The organism is Sorangium sp. So ce281 (assembly GCF_051527395.1).
GTDB classification, from domain to species: Bacteria; Myxococcota_A; Polyangia; order Polyangiales; family Polyangiaceae; genus Sorangium; species Sorangium cellulosum_B.
In genome coordinates this window covers 3,419,952-3,440,483 of sequence record NZ_CP150322.1, presented here as the reverse complement: position 1 = coordinate 3,440,483, position 20,532 = coordinate 3,419,952, and the positions used below count along the sequence as shown (strand labels likewise).

11 protein-coding genes are annotated in these 20,532 nt (G+C 71.3%); 8 read left to right on the top strand and 3 right to left on the bottom strand.

Annotated features, from left to right (window positions below; all coding sequences use genetic code 11):
- Positions 1-137 precede the first annotated feature (137 nt).
- Entirely contained in the window at positions 138-2,078 is a 1,941-nt protein-coding gene (locus WMF27_RS13175; RefSeq protein WP_437768525.1) for an ABC transporter ATP-binding protein, read from the top strand.
- 132 nt (positions 2,079-2,210) lie between these two features.
- Here WMF27_RS13175 and WMF27_RS13170 read toward each other — a convergent pair whose 3' ends face one another.
- Positions 2,211-3,236 carry a phosphatase PAP2 family protein gene (locus WMF27_RS13170; RefSeq protein ID WP_437768526.1) on the bottom strand — a complete coding sequence of 342 codons (1,026 nt, stop codon included), beginning with the start codon at positions 3,234-3,236 and terminating at the stop codon, positions 2,211-2,213.
- 1,129 nt (positions 3,237-4,365) lie between these two features.
- Here WMF27_RS13170 and WMF27_RS13165 point away from each other — a divergent pair.
- Positions 4,366-4,752, top strand: a complete 387-nt coding sequence (locus WMF27_RS13165) for a KGG domain-containing protein (protein WP_437768527.1) — start codon at positions 4,366-4,368, stop codon at positions 4,750-4,752.
- Between the two features lie 66 nt (positions 4,753-4,818).
- On the opposite strand, the gene WMF27_RS13160 is transcribed toward WMF27_RS13165, so the two are convergent.
- Positions 4,819-6,621, bottom strand: a complete 1,803-nt coding sequence (locus WMF27_RS13160; protein WP_437768528.1) for a PE-PGRS family protein — start codon at positions 6,619-6,621, stop codon at positions 4,819-4,821.
- A 756-nt stretch (positions 6,622-7,377) separates the two neighbouring features.
- On the opposite strand from WMF27_RS13160, the gene WMF27_RS13155 reads away from it, so the two are divergent.
- From WMF27_RS13155 to WMF27_RS13130, 6 genes are all read left to right on the top strand, one after another.
- Entirely contained in the window at positions 7,378-9,030 is a 1,653-nt protein-coding gene (locus WMF27_RS13155; RefSeq protein ID WP_437768529.1) for an FAD-dependent oxidoreductase, read from the top strand.
- Between the two features lie 211 nt (positions 9,031-9,241).
- Entirely contained in the window at positions 9,242-10,309 is a 1,068-nt protein-coding gene (locus tag WMF27_RS13150) for a hypothetical protein (protein WP_437768530.1), read from the top strand.
- A complete protein-coding gene (locus tag WMF27_RS13145) occupies positions 10,309-11,760 on the top strand; it encodes an SBBP repeat-containing protein (RefSeq protein ID WP_437768531.1) in 1,452 nt (483 codons plus the stop codon). Before WMF27_RS13150 ends, WMF27_RS13145 begins: the two co-directional genes overlap by 1 nt.
- Positions 11,761-11,783: 23 nt before the next feature.
- Positions 11,784-13,379 (top strand): thrombospondin type 3 repeat-containing protein, encoded by a 1,596-nt coding sequence (locus tag WMF27_RS13140; RefSeq protein WP_437768532.1) that lies wholly within the window; start codon positions 11,784-11,786, stop codon positions 13,377-13,379.
- A gap of 290 nt (positions 13,380-13,669) precedes the next feature.
- Positions 13,670-14,731: a hypothetical protein gene (locus WMF27_RS13135; RefSeq protein ID WP_437768533.1), complete on the top strand. Its 1,062-nt coding sequence runs from the start codon at positions 13,670-13,672 to the stop codon at positions 14,729-14,731.
- Between the two features lie 227 nt (positions 14,732-14,958).
- Positions 14,959-16,314, top strand: coding sequence for a hypothetical protein (locus WMF27_RS13130; RefSeq protein WP_437768534.1), 1,356 nt, complete (start codon positions 14,959-14,961; stop codon positions 16,312-16,314).
- Between the two features lie 24 nt (positions 16,315-16,338).
- Here the strand turns inward: WMF27_RS13130 and WMF27_RS13125 are convergent, their stop codons facing one another.
- Entirely contained in the window at positions 16,339-20,511 is a 4,173-nt protein-coding gene (locus WMF27_RS13125; RefSeq protein ID WP_437768535.1) for a hypothetical protein, read from the bottom strand.
- Positions 20,512-20,532: the final 21 nt, after the last annotated feature.

The following is a 20,532-nucleotide window of genomic DNA, read 5'->3' as shown; positions in this document are numbered from 1 at the left end:
GCAGCAGCCCCCTCCCACCGCGCCTCCACGGTCACGGTCAGGGCAGAGCTGGCCCGGTTAGTGCACTTGGCATTGGAGGGCGGTGCGCGCAATGACCGTCATCTCATGAGGGCGCGCAGGGCGCCCAGGACATCTCGGTGGAACTCAAGACCTCTCTGCAGCGCGCCCCCGGCGCTCCGGCGCTCCCGGACACGCCCTTCCGGTTCATCGTTCACTTCGTCGGTCGTTACCGCGCCTGGTATCTGGCGATGTTCGTGTTCGAGTCCGCCCACGCATCGTGCGGGATCATGATCCCGTACGCCATCGGGCAAGTCATCCAGGGGGTGACGCAGGCGTCGGGCGCTGGCCGCGCCGCGCTGAGCGGACGGCAGCGCGACGCGCTGGCGCTGTTCGTCGCGCTCATCGCCGGCGAGTTCCTGTTCAGCCGGATCGCCGGCTTCTGCCAGATCCTCGTCGGGCCGTGGCAGCGACAGAACGTGACCCGCAATCTGTACGCGTATCTCCAGCACCACTCCCATCGTTACTTCAGCAACAATTTCGCCGGGGCGCTCGCCCACCGGATCAGCGAGACGTCGATGGGGGTCTCGCAGACCCTGTGGGCCATCCTCTTCGACTTCTGGCCCATCGCCATCGTCTTCTCGGTCTCGATCGGGCTGCTCTACCGCGCTCACCCGGCGCTCGCCGCGGTCGTCTCGGCCTGGGCGGTGCTGTTCGTCGGCATCTCCTACTGGCTCGCGACCCGGTGTCAGCCCCACGCGGTGCGCGCCGCGTCCGCGCGGAGCGAGACCACAGGCAAGCTCGTCGACTCCGTCACGAACCTCACGAGCGCGCGGCTCTTCGCCCGGTTCGGCTTCGAGCGCGCGTACCTGGACGAGCAGCTCAAGCACGAGCTCCGCGCGGTGCGCAGATCGAACTGGTACTCCGAGCGCGTGCGCTGGTTCCAGTTCGCGTCCGCCGCGCTGCTCAAGGTGGGGACGCTCTATCAATCGCTCAGGCTCTGGGAGCACGGCGACATCGGCGTCGCCGAGTTCGTCATGGCGACGAGCCTGTCGCTCCTCATCATCAACGAGGCGCGCAACCTCAGCCGCCGCTTCCTCGAGTTCTTCGAGTTCGTCGGCAACGTCGCGAACGGGGTGAACACCATCGTCCGCTCCCACGAGCTCGTCGACCGCCCCGAGGCCGTCGCCCCGACGCTCGAGCGCGGCCGGATCGAGCTCCGGAGCGTGACCTTCGGGTACACGCCCGGTCAGCCGATCTTCGAGGGCCTCGACGTGACGATCCCGCGCGGCCAGCGCGTCGGGCTCGTCGGCTTCTCCGGCTCCGGCAAATCCACCTTCGTCAGCCTCATCCTGCGTCTCTACGACATCGACTCCGGTCACATCTTGATCGACGGCGTGGACATCCGAGACATGACGCAGGACGCGCTGCACGCGCAGCTCAGCCTGATCCCGCAGGACCCGAGCCTCTTCCACCGGACGCTCCTCGAGAACATCCGCTATGGCCGGCTGAACGCGACCGACGCAGAGGTGGTCGCGGCCGCGCGCAAGGCGCACGCGCACGAGTTCATCGTGCAGATGAAGGACCAGTATCACTCCATGGTCGGCGAGCGCGGCGTCAAGCTCTCGGGCGGCCAGCGGCAGCGCATCGCCATCGCGCGGGTCATCCTGAAGGACGCGCCGATCCTCCTCCTCGACGAGGCGACCTCGAGCCTCGACTCGATCACCGAGCAGGCCATCCAGGATACGATGGACGATGTCATGAAGGGGAAGACGGTGCTCGTCGTCGCCCATCGCCTCTCGACCGTGGTCCACCTCGACCGCATCCTGGTGTTCGAGAACGGCCGGATCATCGAGGACGGCACGCACGCCGAGCTGCTCGCGCGAAACGGGGCCTACAAGCGGCTCTGGAGCAAGCAGTCGGATGGATTCCTGCCGGAGAGCGCCGCCGAGGCGCCTGCGGCGATGGAGGCGCCGCCGGCCCGCGTCCACGAAGCACCGCGGCTCCAGCCGACGGTTGACCGCGCCGACGAGCTCTCACGGGGTGCGCCGCTGAAAGCGTGGGAGGCACCGCTCGCCTGAGCGGCCGCCAGATCGAGCAGGCCGCGGGCACTCGTGCTCACCGAGCTCAGGCCGAGGCCGGCTCCTTGAGGCCAGCTTCCCCCGACGCGAAGGCGCGCGGGACTGGAGCGCGCCAGTGCCGGAGAGGCGTGCTTACCGGAAGCTCCACGGCTGCGGCTGCCCCATGCGGGCGCGGAGGCCCTCCTCCCAGCGGACGAGCCGCGGCGTGAGCCACGCCGTGCCCACGGCCAGGACGGCGCCGGCGACGACGTCGACCGCGTAGTGCCAGCGGAGGAGCATGGTGGAGACGATGATGTTCATCGAGAAGAACGCGGCCACTACGGCGAGCCAGAAGAGGCGCCGGTCGGTGCGGGCGCGGTGGAACGTGTACAGGGCGAACCAGAGCGGCGCGGCCGTGTGCAGGGAGGGAAAGACGTCCTTCATCGCGCCGCCGGCCTGCACGACGCTGCTCACGCAGCCCCAGAAGAAGCCGCCGTCCAGCGGCCCCTGATAGAGGTGGCTCAGCGCCTGGATGGGGCCGTACGCAGGGACCGCCATGTAGCCGAGCTGGCCAACACAGTAGACGATGCAGGAGCCGACCGCGTACTCCGTCGTCCCCCGGCCGGGGCGGGCGACCCAGACCGCCAGCACCATCGAGAGGAAACAGATCAAGAAGTAGCTGAAGTAGAAGAAGGAGAACCACTCCACGATCGGGCGCGTGTTGAAGCGCTCCATCCAGAGCGCTGGCTCGACGTGGAAGAGGACGAGGTCGAGGCGGAGGAGCTCTGCGTCGACGCTGTCGCTCCGGACCGTCGGCAGGAGGGTCCGGAGCGACAGGTAGTTGAGGAGGAAGGCGCCGACGAGCGAGAGTCGGTAAAGGACGCTCCGGAGCAAGGGCGCCAGCATCGTGGCGCGGCGCACGAGCACGCAGACGGACACCAGGGCGGCGATGCCCGCCAGATTGCGGTTCATGCACTGCGCTCGCAGCTCCGTCGGCGGCGCGCCAAGCAGGAAGATCGTCGTCAAGGCGAGATAGCCGATGAGGATCGCGTCGTGGAGAGCGAACACGCCGACCAGGCCGCGCAGAGCGTCCTTCAACAGCGCGCCTTCGCGCTCGACGTCGACCAGCCCGCCGGAGCCGGCGACCTCATCGCAGTCCGTTGTGAGCCTCTCTTGCATTCGGGGACGTTCCAGGGATGGCATGGTGCGCATGGGCGGATGACGCCGGGCCGCTCTGTATCACGTGTTCGCGCGTGGCGTCACCGTGACATCGGTGACGCTCCAGCGACCGGGAGGCAACAGGCGGAGCAACTCGGGGGCCACACGGATGTCGAGTTTTTGACGGGCCGCTTCGCGCCGCCTGACAGCGGTAGGGGCCTCGACGCCCCCGGCATGGCGCTCGTGCGACAGCCCAACCGCCGCTTCGGCGGACCGCTCGCGTGCGAACGCGGCGACGCAGCGGCGCAGGGTCTACGCGTCACCACGACGCTGGCGCGTCCCAGGTTGCGACGCTGGCGCGTCCCAGGTTGAGCTGCCGGGCTCCCAGGTTGGGCTGCCGGGCTCCCAGGTTGAGCTGCCGGGCTCCCAGGTTGAGCTGCCGGGCTCCCAGGCTGGGCTGCCGCGACGCTCGCTGGCGCGTCCCAGGTTGAGCTGCCGGGCTCCCGGACGCGCAGAATCTGCGCGACGGCGGCGCCCCTGAATCTGCGGGACGGCTGTGCCCACAACGCCGGTCGGGGGATCGGCGATGGCGATCGAGAACGCGCGCAGTCAAGCGCGCTGGGCACCGGAGCTCGATCGTCGCGGCGGCCCGGCGGCCGTGACGTCGGCGACGTCGCGAGCGCTGGAGGCGTCCACACGAGAGGGCGCCGTGGATCTCGACCGCGCGGCGCGGACGAGGCGCGATGGCCCGCGCGCTCACGACCGGTGGGGCAGTCTGCCGCGCGACGGGGCATCCGCTGGAACGCCGGTCTCGGCCGGGCTGAGCGGCGCTGGACGCAACGCGACGCGACGGGCGCTGCGCACGTCGGCGCAGGAACCGCGTCTTTCCCGGGCGCGCGTGGAGGATCGCGGTCACCTCACCCTGCTGGAGCGCACCCTGAACGCTCCCGAGCGCTCACGAGAATCCCACGGAAGCCCCGTTGGATCCGCGCCGGTGACGTCGCGTGGCCATGGATCCCTCTTCATGGCACTCACGTTGCAGTCCCCCGGAGGAGCCGGCATCGTTCAGCGACGATCCGACAGGGCACCACGCCTGGGTCGCCCCGCGAGGGCGCTGGAGCGATGCGCCCAGACACCAAGGAGACGACGCATGGCACAGCAACACGGTCAGAGCAGCAGTCGTGGGTTCGCCGCGATGGACCAGAAGCAGCAACGCGCGATCGCGAGCATGGGCGGCAAGGCTGCGCACGAGAAGGGCACGGCCCACGAGTTCAGCTCCGAGGAGGCGCGCGCGGCCGGCCGCAAGGGCGGCGCGAGCGTGAGCCAGAATCGAGAGCACATGGCCGCGATCGGCCGCAAGGGCGGCGCGGCCGTGAGCCAGAACCGCGGACACATGGCGCAGATCGGCCGCAAGGGCGGCGAGTCGCGCGGCGACGGACAGAGCGGCGCGCCGGAGGAGAGCGAGCGCGAGGGCGAGCAGGGCAGCAGCGCCGCACGGCACGCCGACGCCGTCGAGACGCGCCACGAGACGAACTGAGCAGCCCTGCGGCAGATCGCCGCCGGTGATCGGGCGCGCGGGGATGCCTGCGCGCCCCATCGTCCGTCACGGCGACAGGGTGACGAGGAAGACGTCGCCGTTGCTGCGATCGCCCACAGGTGCGCTGTGCTCGATGGCGGGGAGGCCGCCGCCGAGCTCGATCCGCGCGCCGTGGAAGAGGCCGGCGGCAACGGTGCTCCCGCTGCCGGTGACGGCCTGGGCCGTCGAGAAGCAGAACACCCCATCGCGGTAGACGTCGGACCAGAGCTCCTCGGAGAAGTCCGGACTCAGCTTCGCGATGAACGCATCGCCCGACTCGGGCGGCTCGATCTCCACGGGCGCCCCGCCGAGCTCGAGCGCCTCCGTGAAGTAACCGCTCAGCACGTGGTTGCCCCAGGGGTCCTGCGAGAAGCCCCAGACGAACTCGTCGCCCGCGGACGGGAGCCCACGGGCGGCGAGCGGCTCACCGGTCTCTGCGTCGAGCCGGGCCAGGTAGAGGTCGTAATCCCCGACCGCGGCGCGCTCGATGTCCGTGGGCCCGACGCGGAACGGAGCGCTGTAGTTGCCGAGGACGACCGGATGGCCGTCGAGCCCGAGGCCGATGAACTTGGCGAACTGCTCGCCGGCGGCGCCCAGCGACCGACCCCAGCCGAGGCCGCCCGACGCGAGATCGAACCGCAGGACGAGCCCATCGATGCCGTGGATCGGCTCGTCGTCGCGCGACCCGTCGACGGCGCTCTCCACGACGTGGCCGTCGATCTCGAGCTTTCCACCGAAGGCGCCGGCCGCGTAGAGGGCCGACCCGCCGACCGCGATGCTGCGGAAGCGCTGCCAGCTCTCCGCGGACCCGAACCGCCGGCTCCAGAGGTGGCCGCCGCCGGCGTCGAGCTTCGCCACGACGACGTTGGGACCGCCGCTCCCCTCGAGCGCGGTCCCGGGCGCCTCGCTGAAATTGATGCTGCCGTCGACCATGCCGAGGACGACGATCTCGCCCTCCTCGGTGACGGCCACGGCCGTGGCGCCCTGGTCGAGCTCGCCGCCAAAGCGCTTGCTGAAGAGGTGGTTGCCGTCGGCGTCGAGCTTGGCGACGAAGAGGTCCTTCCCACCGGCGCTCACGAGCTCCGTGCTCGCGCCCGCGCCGAAGTTGAGGGTTCCCTCGAACTCCCCGGCGACGACGACGTTGCCGCTCGAATCCGTGGCCACCGCGAACGCGACCTGATCGGACTTGCCCCCGAATCGCCTGCTCCAGACGTGGCCTCCCGCCGCGTCGAGCTTCACGACGAAGAGGTCGAGACCACCGTCGCTCGCGAGGGCGTCCGCCTCGCCACCGAAGTTGATCGCCGTCTCGAAGCCGCCGACCAGGACGACGTTGTCGTGCGGATCCGCCGCGATCGCCTCGATTCGCTCGTTCTCCGCCTCACCGGCGCCGAGCCCCCACAGGGCATCTCCGAGGAACGCCGGAGGCTCGCCGCCGCCGCTGCTGCCGCCCGCGCCCCCGTCGCCGCCTGCGCCCCCCACTCCACCTGATGCACCGGCGCCCGCTTCGCCACCTTGCCCCCCCGCACCTCCGACTCCACCGCTGCCGCCGGCGCCTCCGACTCCACCGCTGCCGCCGGCGCCTCCGACCCCGCCCTGTCCCCCGGCCCCCCCTTCACCGCCTTGCCCGCCGCCACCTCCGGCCCCGCCCTGCCCGGCGACGCCACCTTCGCCGCCTTCGCCGCCTTCGCCACCTTCGCCGCCTTCGCCACCTTCGCCGCCTTCGCCGCCGGCGCCGCCTTCGCCGCCGGCGCCTCCGACGCCGCTCGCCGACGAGGTGACGCCGTCCTCAGGCTCCGAGTCGCAGCCGTTGCAGCCCAGGGGAAGTCCCATGCTCGTCAGAAGAGCAATCCGAGCCACGTTCGTCACCAAGTGCGCTTTCATCCATCCTCCATGTCTCGACGAAGAGCCCGAGCCGCCGGCGCTCGGTGGAGCCAAGGCCAGTTCGACCCCCCTCGCCGTGGGCTGTCGAACGTCCTCAATCTGCTGTGTCGTGGACGTCAAGTACGCGTGCGCGCGGGTCGAATCAAGCAGCTATCGCGGCGAGTTCGTGGCAACGATCGGCTACCCCATGGATCCGCCGGAACGGCGCGTCCCGCCTGGACGGCGCGCCTCGCCTGGACGGGACTCTCCGCTGACCAACCGTGCTTTTGCACACGGCCTACGATGGCCTCGGACGCGCGCCACGCGCGCCGCAGGGTTGCCTCATCGTGGCAGAATGCCCCACCGCGAGCCCCGCGGCACGTCCAACATACAAGCCGCGCCGGGCGGCGGTGGGCGCGGTACGCGATCTGCATCGTCCCGCGAGTGATGTGGGTGGCTTGGCTCAGGAGCGCCACGGCACAACCACCTCTCCGCCGACCCGCGGGAGGGGCCTGACGAGCTCACCCGAGCGCGCATTCGCGCGCGAACGAAGAGCGCCGCCGGCGCGCGTCCCCCCGCGCGCGCCGGCGGCGCGGCGGCCATGGAGGCCGTATCCGGGGCGTCCGGCGCGGCGGATCATCACGCCTCCCGGACGGCGGACCCCACGACCGATCACCGAGACGAAGCGCCGGGCCAAAGCGCTCGGCGTCCAGACGCGGAGCGCCTATGACGGAGCGAGCCTACGATAAGAACACCGCCTGGACCCACGCCGCCATCCCTCCGATGCCCCCCCTCGCGACGGACCACGAGGCGGACGTGTGCGTCGTCGGCGCGGGGATCGCCGGGCTGACGACGGCGTATCTCCTCGCGAAGGCCGGCAAGCGCGTCGTCGTCCTCGACAACGGCGCCATCGGCGGGGGCGAGTCAGGGCTCACCACCGCGCACATCACGCACGCGCTCGACCGGCGCTGGGCCTCGCTCGCGAAGCTGCACAGCAAGAGCCGCCTGCGCGTCGCCGCGAGGAGCCACACGGCGGCCATCGAGACGATCGAGCGGATCGTCGCGGAAGAGAAGATCGACTGCGACTTCCGGCGCGTCCACGGCTATCTCTTCACAGCCCCGGGGTCGCCCCCGGCCACCCTCCGGGACGAGATCGAGGCCGCGCACCGCGCCGGGCTCGGCTCGACCCATTACGTCGACCGCGCGCCGCTGCTCGATTTCGATACGGGGCCCGCGGTCCGCTTCCCCGATCAGGCGCAGTTTCATCTCCGCAGGTACCTCGCGGGGCTCGCGCGGGCGATCGAGCGCGACGGCGGCAAGCTCTACACGCTCGCGCACGTGGTCGACGTCGACGAGGACGCCGTGCCTCACGGGGTGGTCGTCAAGACGGCGCGCGGGCACCGGGTGACCGCCGGCGAGGCCGTGCTCGCCACGAACTCCCCCTTCCTTCCGCGCATCGCCGTCCACCTGAAGCAAGCCGGTTACCGGACCTACGTCGTCGGCCTGCGCATCCCCCGGGGCGCCGTCCCGCCGGGGCTCTACTGGGACACGGCCGAGCCGTTCCATTACGTGCGCCTCGCCAACATCAACTGCGCGGACGGCCCGGACGAGGTGCTCCTCGTGGGAGGAGAGGACCACAAGACCGGACAGGCCAGCGACGCGGACCAGCGCCACGCGCGGCTCGATGCGTGGGCGAGAGAGCGCTTCACGCAGACCGGCGAGGTGCTGCACCGCTGGTCCGGCGAGGTGATGGAGACGGTCGACGGCCTCGCGTACATCGGTCGCATCAAGAAGGGATCGAGGATCCTCATCTCCACGGGCGACTGTGGCAACGGCATGACGCACGGGACGATCGCGGGCCTCGTGATCTCCGACCTCGTGCAGGGCCGCGAGAGCCGGATGGCGTCGCTCTTCGATCCCACCCGCGTCAACCTGAGCCTGGCCGCCGTCTCCGAGGTTGCGAAGGAGAACCTCAATGTCGCGTGCCAGTACGCCTCATGGCTCGGCAAGGGCGATGTCCCTGACGTGGCGCAGATCGCGCCCGGCGCCGGCGCCGTCGTGCGCAGGGGCCTGAGGAAGCTCGCCGTCTACCGTGATCCGCAAGGGCAGATCCACGAGATGTCGGCCATGTGTACCCACCTCGGCGGCCTGGTCTCGTGGAACTCCGCGGAGCGCAGCTGGGACTGCCGCTGTCACGGCGCCCGCTTCGACGCCATGGGCCGCGTCCTCCGAGGCCCGGCGACGGCCGATCTCACGCCGATCGCGCCGAGCGAGGCGCCTGTCAGCGCCGGAGGATCGGTCTCGCCGCCGGGGGAGCGGGAGGGGGTCGCCGGCCAGCCGGCCGCCGTGCCCCTGCACCAGAGTCGCCCGGCCACGTGAACGGAGCGAGTCGCGAACGCCGACGAGCGGTGAGCGCAAGGGACGTAGGTCGACGTGATCGACATGATCAACACGATCGACGCCCTACGCGATGCGCGCGCCATGGCCCCATGAGCACGATGCGCGCGCGCTGGCGTAGTTGACCCCCGCGCGAGCGGCGTGCGATCATGATCGAGTAGTCCGGGACAGTCCCGGGCGGCTTGGTGATGAGATGAAATTGTTGCGCCCCCGTGCCTCCCGCGCCGCAGGCATAGCCCTGGCTGTCCTCTCGGTCGCCGGGGCGCTTCCGGCGCGGGCCGAGCCCTCGGCGGCCGATCGGCAGACCGCGCGGACGCTCCTCATCGAGGGGCGCAAGAAGCGCGACGCGGGGGACGTCGCCGGCGCCCACGCGGATTTCCAGGCGGCCCACGCGCTCGTGCGCGCCCCCACGACGGGACTCGATCTCGCGCGTGCCGACGAGGCGCTCGGTCGCCTGATCGAGGCCCGGGAGACGGCCTACGAGGTCGTCCACCTGCCCCTCGGGAGCGACGAGCCGCCGGTGTTCACGCAGGCGCGGGCGGCCGCCGCGGCGATGGTCGAGCAGCTCGAGGCGCGCATCCCGTCGCTCCAGCTCCGGGTCGAGGGCGCGGCGCTCGACCAGATCGACGCGCGCGTGGACGGCCAGCCGATCCCCCGCGCGGCGCTCCCCTACCCGCGCAAGCTCAACCCGGGTCGCCACGAGGTGGTGGTGACGGCGCCTGGCTTCCAGACGGCGCGGCGCGAGGTCACGCTGAAGCAGGCGGAGCGCGCGCCGGCGGAGGTCCGCATCCGCCTCGTACCAGGGCAGTCGACCGAGCCGACGGCAGGCGCAGCCGCAGGTGGGAGCATGGGCGCAAACGTGGGCAGCGGGCAGCTGCCGCCCGCGGACGCGCCGACGGAGCCCCGCGCGCCCGTGCCGCTGTGGGCATGGACGGCGGGCGGCGTGGGGCTCGCGGCGCTCGCGGGGGGCGCGGTGTTCGCTGCCGACCACCTGGCCGCGCGGGCTCGGGTCGAGGACGAGTGCCCCGGGTCCGTATGCGATCGGGGCGTCCACGACTTCGAGAGCATGGAGGCGCTCCGGGCGCGGTGGAACCGCAGCCTGGGGCTGTCGGTGACGCTCGGCGCGGTCGGCCTCGCGGGCGTGGGCGCGGCGCTGGGCGGCATCCTCCTGCGGCCCAGGGCGGGCGGCGAGCGGGCGTCGTCGCTCGTGCCGATCGCGACGCCCACGGCGCAGGGCGTGGTGTGGCAGGGGGTGTTCTGATGAGGGTGCGGAGGCTCTATCCGGCGACAGCCGGCGCGGCGCTCGGCGTCGTGATGGTCGGCGCTGCGGCGCTCGGCGCCGCGGCGCTCGGTTGCGCTCCCGAGCTCAGCCTGTCGACCCCCGCGGGGGCCGGCGGCGAGGGCGGCGGCGCGCCGCAGTCGGGCGGCGAGGTGCAGTGGGCGCGCGCGCTCCGGGGCGACGGGGAGCGTGCAGGGGCGAGCGTGGCCGTCTTCGACGACCGCACCGCGGCGCTCGTTGGCAGGCTCACGAAGGCGGAGGACGTGGCCCTCGACGACGAGAGCGTGACCCCGATCGGCGAGGAGAACGTCTTCTGGGCGCGGCTCGCGGCGAGCGACGGGTCGGGGCTCGGGCTGAAACGCTTCGGTGCGTTCGATCCGCAGACGGTGAACGCGCTCGTGCCGGACGGGAACGAGGGCCTCCTGGTCGCGGGGGAGTTCTCCGGCACGCTGGAGTTCGGCGGCGAGCCGCGGACGAGCGCCGGCGGGCGAGACGGCTACGTCGCGAGGCTCGACGCGGAGGGGAAGGAGCTGTGGCTGCAGCCGCTCGGGGGCATCGGCTTCCAGGCGGCGACGAGCGTGGCGGCGACGGCGGCGGGGCTCCTCGTCGTGGCCGGCCGCTTCTCGGGCGCGCTGCACGTCGGCAAGGACCGGCTCGAGAGCGCCGGGGGCAGCGACGTGTTTCTGGCGAGCTTCAACAACGACGGCGTGCTGCTCTGGAGCAAGCGCTTCGGCGACGGCTTCGATCAGCAGGCCCGCGCCGTGGCGATGGACGCGCGCAACAACGCGATCGTGATCGGAGATTTCGCCGGCACGCTCGATCTGGGCGGCGAGCCGCTGGAGAGCGCCGGGGATTTCGATGTGTTCGTGGCGAGCTTCAACGCGCTCGGCGAGCACCGCTGGAGCAAGCGCTTCGGCGACGCGGGGCCGCAGCGGGCCAAGGCGGTCGCGGTGGACGGGGCGGGCAATGTGATCGTCGGCGGGGAGTTCGGCGCGACGATCGATCTCGGCGGGGGCCCTCGGACGGCCGGAGAGCACCAGGCGGTGTTCGTGGCCAAGCTCGATTCGCAGGGCGAGCACATCTATAGCCGGGTGATCGGCGAGGACGGCGCGTCGCTGGGGCAGCTCCTCGTCGACGGCGCGGGGGACGTGGTCGTCGCGGGGGGGTTCCGCGGAGACACGACGCTGGCGGACGGGTCGGTGACGAGCGCGGGGGACGACGACGTGTTCGTGGCCAAGCTCGATCCGGAGGGCGATTATCGGTGGAGCCACCGCTTCGGCGGCGCCGGCGCGGACCGGGCGACGGGCGTGGCCATCGACCGCGACAGGCAGGTCTACGTGACCGGCGCGTTCACCGGGAGGGTGACGTTCGGGGAAAAGCGGATCGAGGGAGGCGAGGGCACGGACGTGTTCGTGACCAAGCTGTCGCCATGAAGGCCATGAAGGATGGAGGCGCGATGAAACGTGCGGGGACGAGCGGCGTGCGGTCGCGCGGGCGACGGTTCTCGGTGGGGCTCGTGGCGGGCCTGTTCGGGCTGATCCTGCCAGCGACGGGCTGGGCGGAGGACCCTGATACCGATGCTGATGGGGTCGTGGATCCAGCGGACAACTGCCTGCAGATCCAGAATCCGGACCAGGCGGATGCCGACGGCGATGAGGTCGGCGATGCGTGCGACGACTGCTCGTCCGTTCCCAACCAGGATCAGCGGGATTCGGATTCCGACGGCATCGGCGACGCGTGCGACAACTGTCCTGTCGCGATGAACCCGGACCAGTCGGATGCGGAGGCGGACGACACCGGCGACGCCTGCGACGACGATGACGACAACGACGGTGTCCTGGATGCCGACGACAACTGTCCTTTCACGGCGAACGCCGATCAGGTGGACTCCGATGGAGACGGCACCGGCGACGTTTGTCAGGTCGGTGACGACGACGGCGACGGCATCGACAACGACGTCGACAACTGCCCGCACGTACCGAACTCGCTCCAGCAGGACAGAGACGACGACAAGATCGGCGATCTCTGCGACAACTGCCCTGCTACGCGCAATCCGAACCAGGAGGACAGCGACGGCAACGGCATCGGCGACTTCTGCGAGCCCGACATCGACGCCGACGGCGACGGCCTGCGCAACGGAGAGGACAACTGCCCTGCGGATCAGAACCCTGGCCAGGAGAACGCGGACGGGGACAGCCTCGGGGACGCCTGCGATCCCGACAGCGACGACGATGGCGTGGTCGACGTGGAGGACAACTGCGCTGTCGTTTCCAATCTGTTCCAGGAAGATACGGACGGCGACGGCGACGGCGATGCCTGCGAGGACGACGACGACAACGACGGCGTCGTGGACGCGGAGGACAACTGCCCGCACGTGCCCAACCAGGATCAGACCGACGGCGACAGCGACGGCCGCGGCGACGCTTGCGACCTCGGGGCCGACGTCGACGGCGACCGCGACGGCATACCGGACGAGACGGACAACTGCCCGCACGTACCGAACCCCGATCAGACGGACGCCGACGACAACGGCGTTGGCAACGCTTGCGAGGACGTGGACGGAGATGGCCTGAGCGACGCGGCGGACAACTGCGACGAGGAGCACAACCCCGATCAGGCCGACAGCGACGGCGACGGTCAGGGCGACGCCTGCGAGGAAGACGACGACAACGACGGCGTCCCGGACGAGCAGGACAACTGCATTTCCGTCCCCAACGCGGATCAAGCCGACAACGACGAGGACGATCAAGGCGACGCCTGCGACGTCGATGACGCGGACGACGACAACGACGGCGTCCCGGACGACGACGACAACTGCCCGCTCGCGGCCAACGCGGATCAGGGGGATGGCGACGCCGACGGGGTGGGCGACGCCTGCGACGACAGCGGCGGTGCGGGCAGCGGCGGCGGGTCCACGGAGCCGGAGGTCTCGTCCGGGCTGGTCTGCGCGATGCAGCGAGGCGAGCGCGGCGGCGCCCTCGTCGGCCTCGTGGCGCTCCTCGCTGGCGCGCTGGGCCTGGGCGCCCGCCGGCGGCGCGATCACGCGGCGTGACCGCCGCTGCGCGCGGCCCTGGCGCGCAGCGGCCACGCGACCCCATGAAAGCGACGAGCGTGCCCGCTCGGTTGCCCCCTGGAAGAGAAGAGACAGCTGCGAGCACAACGTGGGTTATCACCCCACGACCGCACGCCGGTTTCGCGATGGCTCCGCGTTTTTTTCGCGATCGGTCATTTTTCTGAGCCGTGACCTGACCGCGGCGGAACTGCTCCGGATGAACGCGCCGGTAGTCCCGCTCCGCAGCGCGCGCTGCGGACGGGAGCGCCTGAGCCACCTCTGGAGACACCATGCGCCTAGCTCTCTCTCTCTCGTTGGTGACCGCCCTGTTTGGACTCACCCTCAGCGCCGGCTGCAGCGACAGCACCGTTGACGGCGCCGCCCCGTCCGGCGGCGCGGGAGGAGGCGACGCCGCGAGCGGCGGCGGCAGCGCGAGCGGAGGCGGCAGCGCGAGCGGAGGCGGCAGCGCGAGCGGCGGAGGGGCCGGCACCGGCGCTGCCGGCGGAGGCATGGCGACCCCGACGAGCATCGTCGAGTGTCAGGGCAAGACGTACGCGTGCGGGGATCTCGTCGACAACGACGACGACGGGCTCCTCGACGCGCAGGATCCGGACTGCCTCGGCCCGTGCGACAACACCGAGGGCAGCTACTACGGCGGGATCCCCGGCCAGGCGGGGCCGGCGTGCACCGTCGACTGTTATTTCGACCAGGACTCCGGCTCCGGCAACGACGATTGCCACTGGAACCACAAGTGCGATGAGCACGAGGTCGCGCCCGGCTTTCACCCGGAGTCCATCAACGGGACGATGTGCGCCTATGACAGCGGGGCCTCGACGCCGGGCGCCGATGGCAAGAGCTGCAGCGATCTCAACGACGAGCAGTCCGATATGTGCCATACGACCTGCGGTCCGCTCACGCCGAACGGCTGCGACTGCTTCGGCTGCTGCGAGCTGCCGGCGGGCGGCGGCAAGTACGTCTGGCTCGGCTCCGACGCCGATGGCACCGGTGAAGGCTCCTGCTCGCGCGGCCACGAGTCCGACCCGACCCGCTGCGAGCCCTGCACGCCCGTGGATGCTTGCCTGAACGAGTGCGGCCGCTGCGAGCTGTGCCTTGGCAAGGACACGCTGCCAGACGACTGCTTCGAGTCCGGCACCGGCGCCGGGGGCGGCGGAGTTGGAGGCGGAGCCGCGACAGGCGGCGGCGGCGACGCGACCGGCAGCGGCGGCGGGCCCACCGGCGAGCCCCAAGGCCAGTGCGCGGCGGGGATCCAGCCGTGCGGGCTCTCCGGCCAGGAGCCTTGTGCCGCAGGCTACTACTGCATCACCGGCTGCTGCCAGGTCATCTTGAACTAGCCCTACGCTTGCCCGGGTTCTCCCTGGATTCGAGGACAGGGATTGAACCATGAAGACACAGAAGAACCGGAGGGATGTGTTCCCCCTGCTCGGTGCCCGCCGCGCCTGCGTGATTCACTGTCCCTGCTCGGAGCGGCGACAGGATCGCAGGCTGCGGCGCTGGCCGCTCACGAGCTGAGAAGCTGAGCCTGCAGAAACGTGGTTTGAAAGGAGACGAGTCGATGGTGATGCGCTCGATGTCTGTTGGGATGCTGTGCGCCTTGATGGGGATGGGGTGCGGCGGCGACGACGAGGGTCAGCCGCAGAGCTGCTCGGTGGCCGAGCAGACCGGGTGCGCCGCCCCGCAGGTGTGCGAGGAGGTGGAGGGCGCCGAGCCCGCTTGCTTCGAGCCGGTGACCCTGAGGGGGCGCGTCTACGACTCGCTCGACGACAAGGCCATCGCGGGCGCGCGCGTGCTCGCCCGGGACCCGAGCGACGCGGTGATCTCCCGGGTGGCCATCACCGGGGCCGACGGGACCTATGAGCTCGTCGTGCCCGCGCGGCGCGACGCGAGCGGCGCTCCGGTCGAGGCCAACATCACGCTGCGCGCCGACGCGCAGGCTTACGAGACGTTCCCGAAGGCGCCGCGGGTCGCGCTGCCCATCGACCTCTCCACCGCGGCGGGCAAACCGCCCGCGATCGCGTCGGCGGCGACGGAGATCTCGCTGTTGCCGCTGTCGGACAGCGAGGGGCTCGGTTCCATCTCCGGGGTCGTCCACGCCGACCAGCCCGGCGGGACGCTGCTGGTCGCGGGCGGCGCCACCGGCGCGGCCGATCTCGACGGCAGCTACACCATCTACAACGTGGCTGCGGGCGACGTCACGGTGAAAGGTTATGCCGCCGACCTCGCGCTCGACACGGCGAGCGCGACCGTCAGCGCCGGCAAGGAGACGACGGGCGTGGATCTGCACGCGACCGGAGACGCCACGGCGGTGGTGAGCGGCAAGGTCGAGATCGTGAATGCTCCAGGGGGGAGCGCGACCTCGGTCATCCTCGTCGTGGCCGATACCTTTGACGAGACGACCGCGCGCGGCGAGGCCCCGCGAGGGCTCCGGCAAGGCAACGTCACCGGCGAGTTCTCGATCGCCGGGGTGCCCGATGGCGATTACGTGGTCCTCGCCGCGTTCGAGGACGACGCGCTCGTGCGGGATCCTGACACGTCGATCGGCGGGACCGAGATCGTGCGCATCACGGTCTCCGGCCAGGACCTGCCCATCGCGGAGTCGTTCAAGGTGACGGGCGCGCTCGCCGTGGTCTCGCCCGGCGCGAGCACGCTGGAGGAGGTGAGCGGGACACCGACGTTCGTCTTCGAGGACGACTCCAGCGAAGACCTGTACGAGGTGCGGTTGTTCGACGCGCTCGGCGCCAAGGTCTGGGAGAACCTGGAGGTCCCCAGGGTCTCGGGGAGCAAGAACGTCTCTGTCGAGTACGACGGTCCCGCGCTGATCCCGGGGATGATCTACCAGTTCAGGACCACCTCGAAGAAGGACGGCACGCCCATCTCGCAGACCGAGGATCTGAAGGGGGTCTTCGTCTACAGGTGATCGCAGGGCGCGCGGGCGCCGCCGTCAGCAGCGACGGCGACGGGCGCGGCGCGCGCTGCCGAGCGCCAGGAAGACGCCGCACAGCGCGAGCGCGCGGGCCGCTCCTGACGCGTGCCCGGTCTCACCGCCGATGACGGCATACGCGCAGCTGATGCTCAAACAGCAGCAGTTGCTCGAGGGCGCTCCTCCCTCGGATTGGCCCCCTTCCCCACCCCCACCCGCCGCATCTCGGCCACCGCCGACCCCTGTGCCGCCCGCCCCGCCGGCATCGGTGGAGCAATCGCCGCCGGCGCCGGCGCCCCTGCCTCCAGCGCCCTCGGCCGGTCCTCCGGCGTCGCCGCTGCCGCCTGCGCCGCTGCCGCTTGCGCCGCTGCCGCCTGCGCCGCTGCCGCCTGCGCCGCTGCCGCCTGCGCCGCCGCCGCTTACGCCGCTGTCGCCTGCGCCGCTGCCGCCTGCGCCGCCGCCGCTTACGCCGCTGTCGCCTGCGCCGCCGCCGCCCACGCCTACGCCTACTGCAGTCCCTCCGTCATCGCCGCCTACACCCCCTCCCGCCGTGGCGCTGATCGGCGTGTTCCGGCAGCCAAAGAAGGGATGGCATTCGTCCGTGGTCGTCGGATCCCCGTCATCGCAGGAGAGCGGGATGTCGCTCAGACAGAGTCCCTGGAAGCAAACCTCGCTGCCATTGCAGACATCGAAATCATCGCAGCTGGCGCCGTCCGGCAGGCTCACGTCCGCCGGACAGCTGCCTGCGCCGTCGCAATACTCCCCGGGATCGCACAGCGAGGTCGCGAAGCGGCAGATCGTGGTCGGCGGCTCGGCGGTGCACAGATCCGAGCAGCAATCGCCGTTGAGCAGGTCACCGTCGTCGCACTGCTCGCCGAGCCCGAGCTCGCCATCGCCGCAGACGGCGGGCCTCACCGTGAGCACCGTCGGATCGGCCGTGCCGGCGAACAGGGGCTCGTCGGTCATCGCGCTCGACTCGTTGACGCCGTCCGAGTCCGCGTCGAAGAAGAGCGTACCCTGGTTCGTGACGACGAGTCCATCGGTCAGGGGAAGGAGGATCGCTTCCATCGTGAGCGCCACCCACTCCCCCGGCCCGACCTCGCCGTCCCAGCCCACCGTGTTGGTGGCGGGATCGGCCGAGACCGCGCCGCTGTCCGCGAACGCGCCTTCCAGCTGGAGCTCGGGCGGGAGCACGTCCACGAACTCGAACCCTGCATTGTTGGGCTGCACGCGCCCCCCCGTGTTGCTGATGAGCGCCGTATAGGCGAGCTCCTCGCCGGGGATGCGCTCGCCGAGGACCGTGAGATAGCCGATCAGGCGCGCTGGCACGGAGACGTCGATGCGCACGTCGCTCTCGTTGTTTTCCGGCGCCGGGTCGTGCTCGCTCGCGCTCACCGTCGCCGTGCTCTCGATCTCCTCGTCGACCGTGGGCGGCGTGAGCGTGGGCGCGACCATGGTGACCGCGATCGACGAGCTCTCCCGCGCGGCGAGCGAGGCGCGCCGGCACACGAGCTCTTCGCCGGGCAGGTCGCACGTCCAGCCGGTCCCCGAGGCGCTGACGAGGCTCGCCCCGGCGGGCAGCACGGACGACACGACGACGTCGCTCGCGTCGCCCGGCCCCTCGTTGGCGACGTCGATCGTCATCGTGAGCTGCGCGCCCGGCGATACAGGATCCGGCGCGGCCGCCTGGGTGATGGCCAGATCCGCCCCGCAGGCCCCGGACGCGATCGGCACCGCCGCGAACACGATGTTGTCGACCGCGACGCCGCACGGCCCGGGGCGCCCGATATCCGTGCAGACCCGGCTGTCGTCCTGCGTGTAGTCGAAGCGGAGCCTCACGGTCCGCCCGCGCAGCCCCGCGCCAGGGAAGCGGATCGACACGCGCTTGCTCCCGCTGGAGCTGCCGGACCATACCGAGTTATCTTCCAGGTAGTCCGGGTCGTCGCGGGCTGGAAGGTGCTTTGGGAAGTGGTGGCTCCCGCCGGTGACGATCCGCTCGGCGAACGCCTCCGCGAGCACCGCCCGGGGCGCGGCGCCGGCCGTGACATCCTCCACGCGCAGCGTCAGACCGTCGAACGCCTGGACGAGCTTTTGCGGATCGTCCTCCAGCTCGTAGGTGAGATCGAAGTCGAGCGTGACGTGGGAGTTCCCGGAGCTCTCCGGGATGGTCACGGCGGGCGACACCAGCGCGACGAGCGACGTCGCCGCCTCCTCGTCGTGAAATGCCGCGTTGTTTCCGGGCGTCAGCGTCTGCGCGACGGTCCACGGCGAGGCGGAGGCCGTCCCGCCGGCGCGCACCGACTGCCAGCCGGAGGGCAGCGCCGGCGCGCTCGCTGCGTCGAAATCCTCGCGGAGGAGGACCTCCGCGGCGCCCGGCGAGCCCGTCTCGAGCTGGATCGGCAGCTCGACCGTGCCCTGAGCCGAGCTCACCGTGAGCGTCAGATCGATCGGCGCTCCCGGAACGAAGTCCCGGCCCGTCCTGAGGACGAACGGCGCGTCGCCCGCGACCGTGCGGAGCGGCTCGATATCCGGGTAGAGCGCGCTCGCCCTCACGATGGTCACGGAGGGCGTCCGTGTGGACAGCGTGGCGGTGATCCGGGAGACGGTCGTCCTGCCGGAGATCGCGTTGGCGAGGTAGTTCTCGAGGTAGACGCCGACGTCGACGAGCTCCCCCGGATCGACGCGCTCGTTCGCGAGGGCGCCGCACGCGGTGTCCGCGATCCGGACGCCGGCCGCGCGCAGCGGCGGGACGCGGGCGAGCTCGTCGAGGACGTCGAGGTGGACGTTGGGTGCGATCAGGGAGGTCGACGACGGCTGCCCCTCGTCGAACCGCGGCGGGGTGGCCGTCATGCTGAAGACGCTGTAGAGCTCACCGGCGAGCGCCACGCCGCCGATGCGGTCGCCGAGGTTCTGCCGGGAGGCGTCGTTGCCGTGGCCCGCGTGAAAGGGGTGGTCCGAGATCGGCGCGGGCGGGCTGAACGAGACGCCTTGATCGCTCGACGCGGTGTGGACGATCTCGGTCATGTCGCCCGAGCTCTCGACATCCTGGTCGTAGTAGACGACGTGCGCGGTGCCGGTCGTTCGGTCGACGGCCACGAAGGGGAAGAACTGGGCCCGATCGCGCCCTGGATTGCTGTTGAGGAGGACGGCGGGGCCTGAGGTGCACTGCTCCGTGAACGAGCGCAAGGCGATGTCCCCTGTCCCGTGGGCGTCGCTCCGCTGATAGACGACGTAGACCTGCCGCGTGGCCTGGTCGACGTCGATCGACGGGGCGCTCCTTCCGTGGTCGACGCCGAGGATCTGGTCTTCCGTGGGGTAGCTGGTCTCGTCGAGGAGGGTGAGCGGCTCCCAGGTGACGCCTCCGTCGATCGACCGGCGGCAACCGACGTTGCGCAGCGAGGTCCCCGGCTCGATGGCGCGAAAGACAGCATAGACGACCGAGTCCCTGTCGGTCACCCCGGGGAGGATGCGCGCGCTCGGCCCGTCGAGATCGCCACCGGCGGGCGCCTGCGCGATCGTGGCCGCGGGCGACCAGGTCTGACCGAGATCGTCGGAGTGGCTGTAGAGGATGCTCGGAGACGCTCCGCCGCGCTGAACCCAGGTAACGGAGAGGCGCCCGGTCGCCGCGTTGACGTCGATGGAGGCCTGCTCGGCGCTCTCCCCCGCGACGAACGCGGGGGTCACCTCGACCGGTGCGGACCACGAGGAGCCGGCCGTGCTGCTGCCGGGGTTCGAGGCATGGAGGCAGAGGCCCTGGAGGCCATCGGCGGGGCGGACGTAGGTGGAGGAGCTGACGAACACGTCGCGGGTCGGATCGTGGACGACGCGCGGGGCGCCGAGCACCTGGCCGCCGGCGACCGAGGGCAGCACCCCCGCGCCGCTCGGGCCGAGAACCTCGGCGAAGGATCTCCCGCCGTCGGCGGATCGCGCAACCCCGGACAGGCTGATCGGATTCGCGAGGGCGCCGCGCGGATCGGTGTAGGTCGCGATGAGGATGCTCGCGTCCGCGTTGGCGGCGATCGCGGCCTGGTGCTGGGCGCCGAGCGCATCGACCGCGTGCACGGTGCGGTCGGCCCTCGCGACGGCCGCGAGCCGAGCTGCGCCGAGCGCCTCCGGTTCGTCGCTGCCACAACCGGTGCCGGCGGTGAGGAGCCCCCCGCTGAGCAACCAAGCGACCGTGCGTCGCGCGCCCATAACACCTCCGAAAGGAGATAG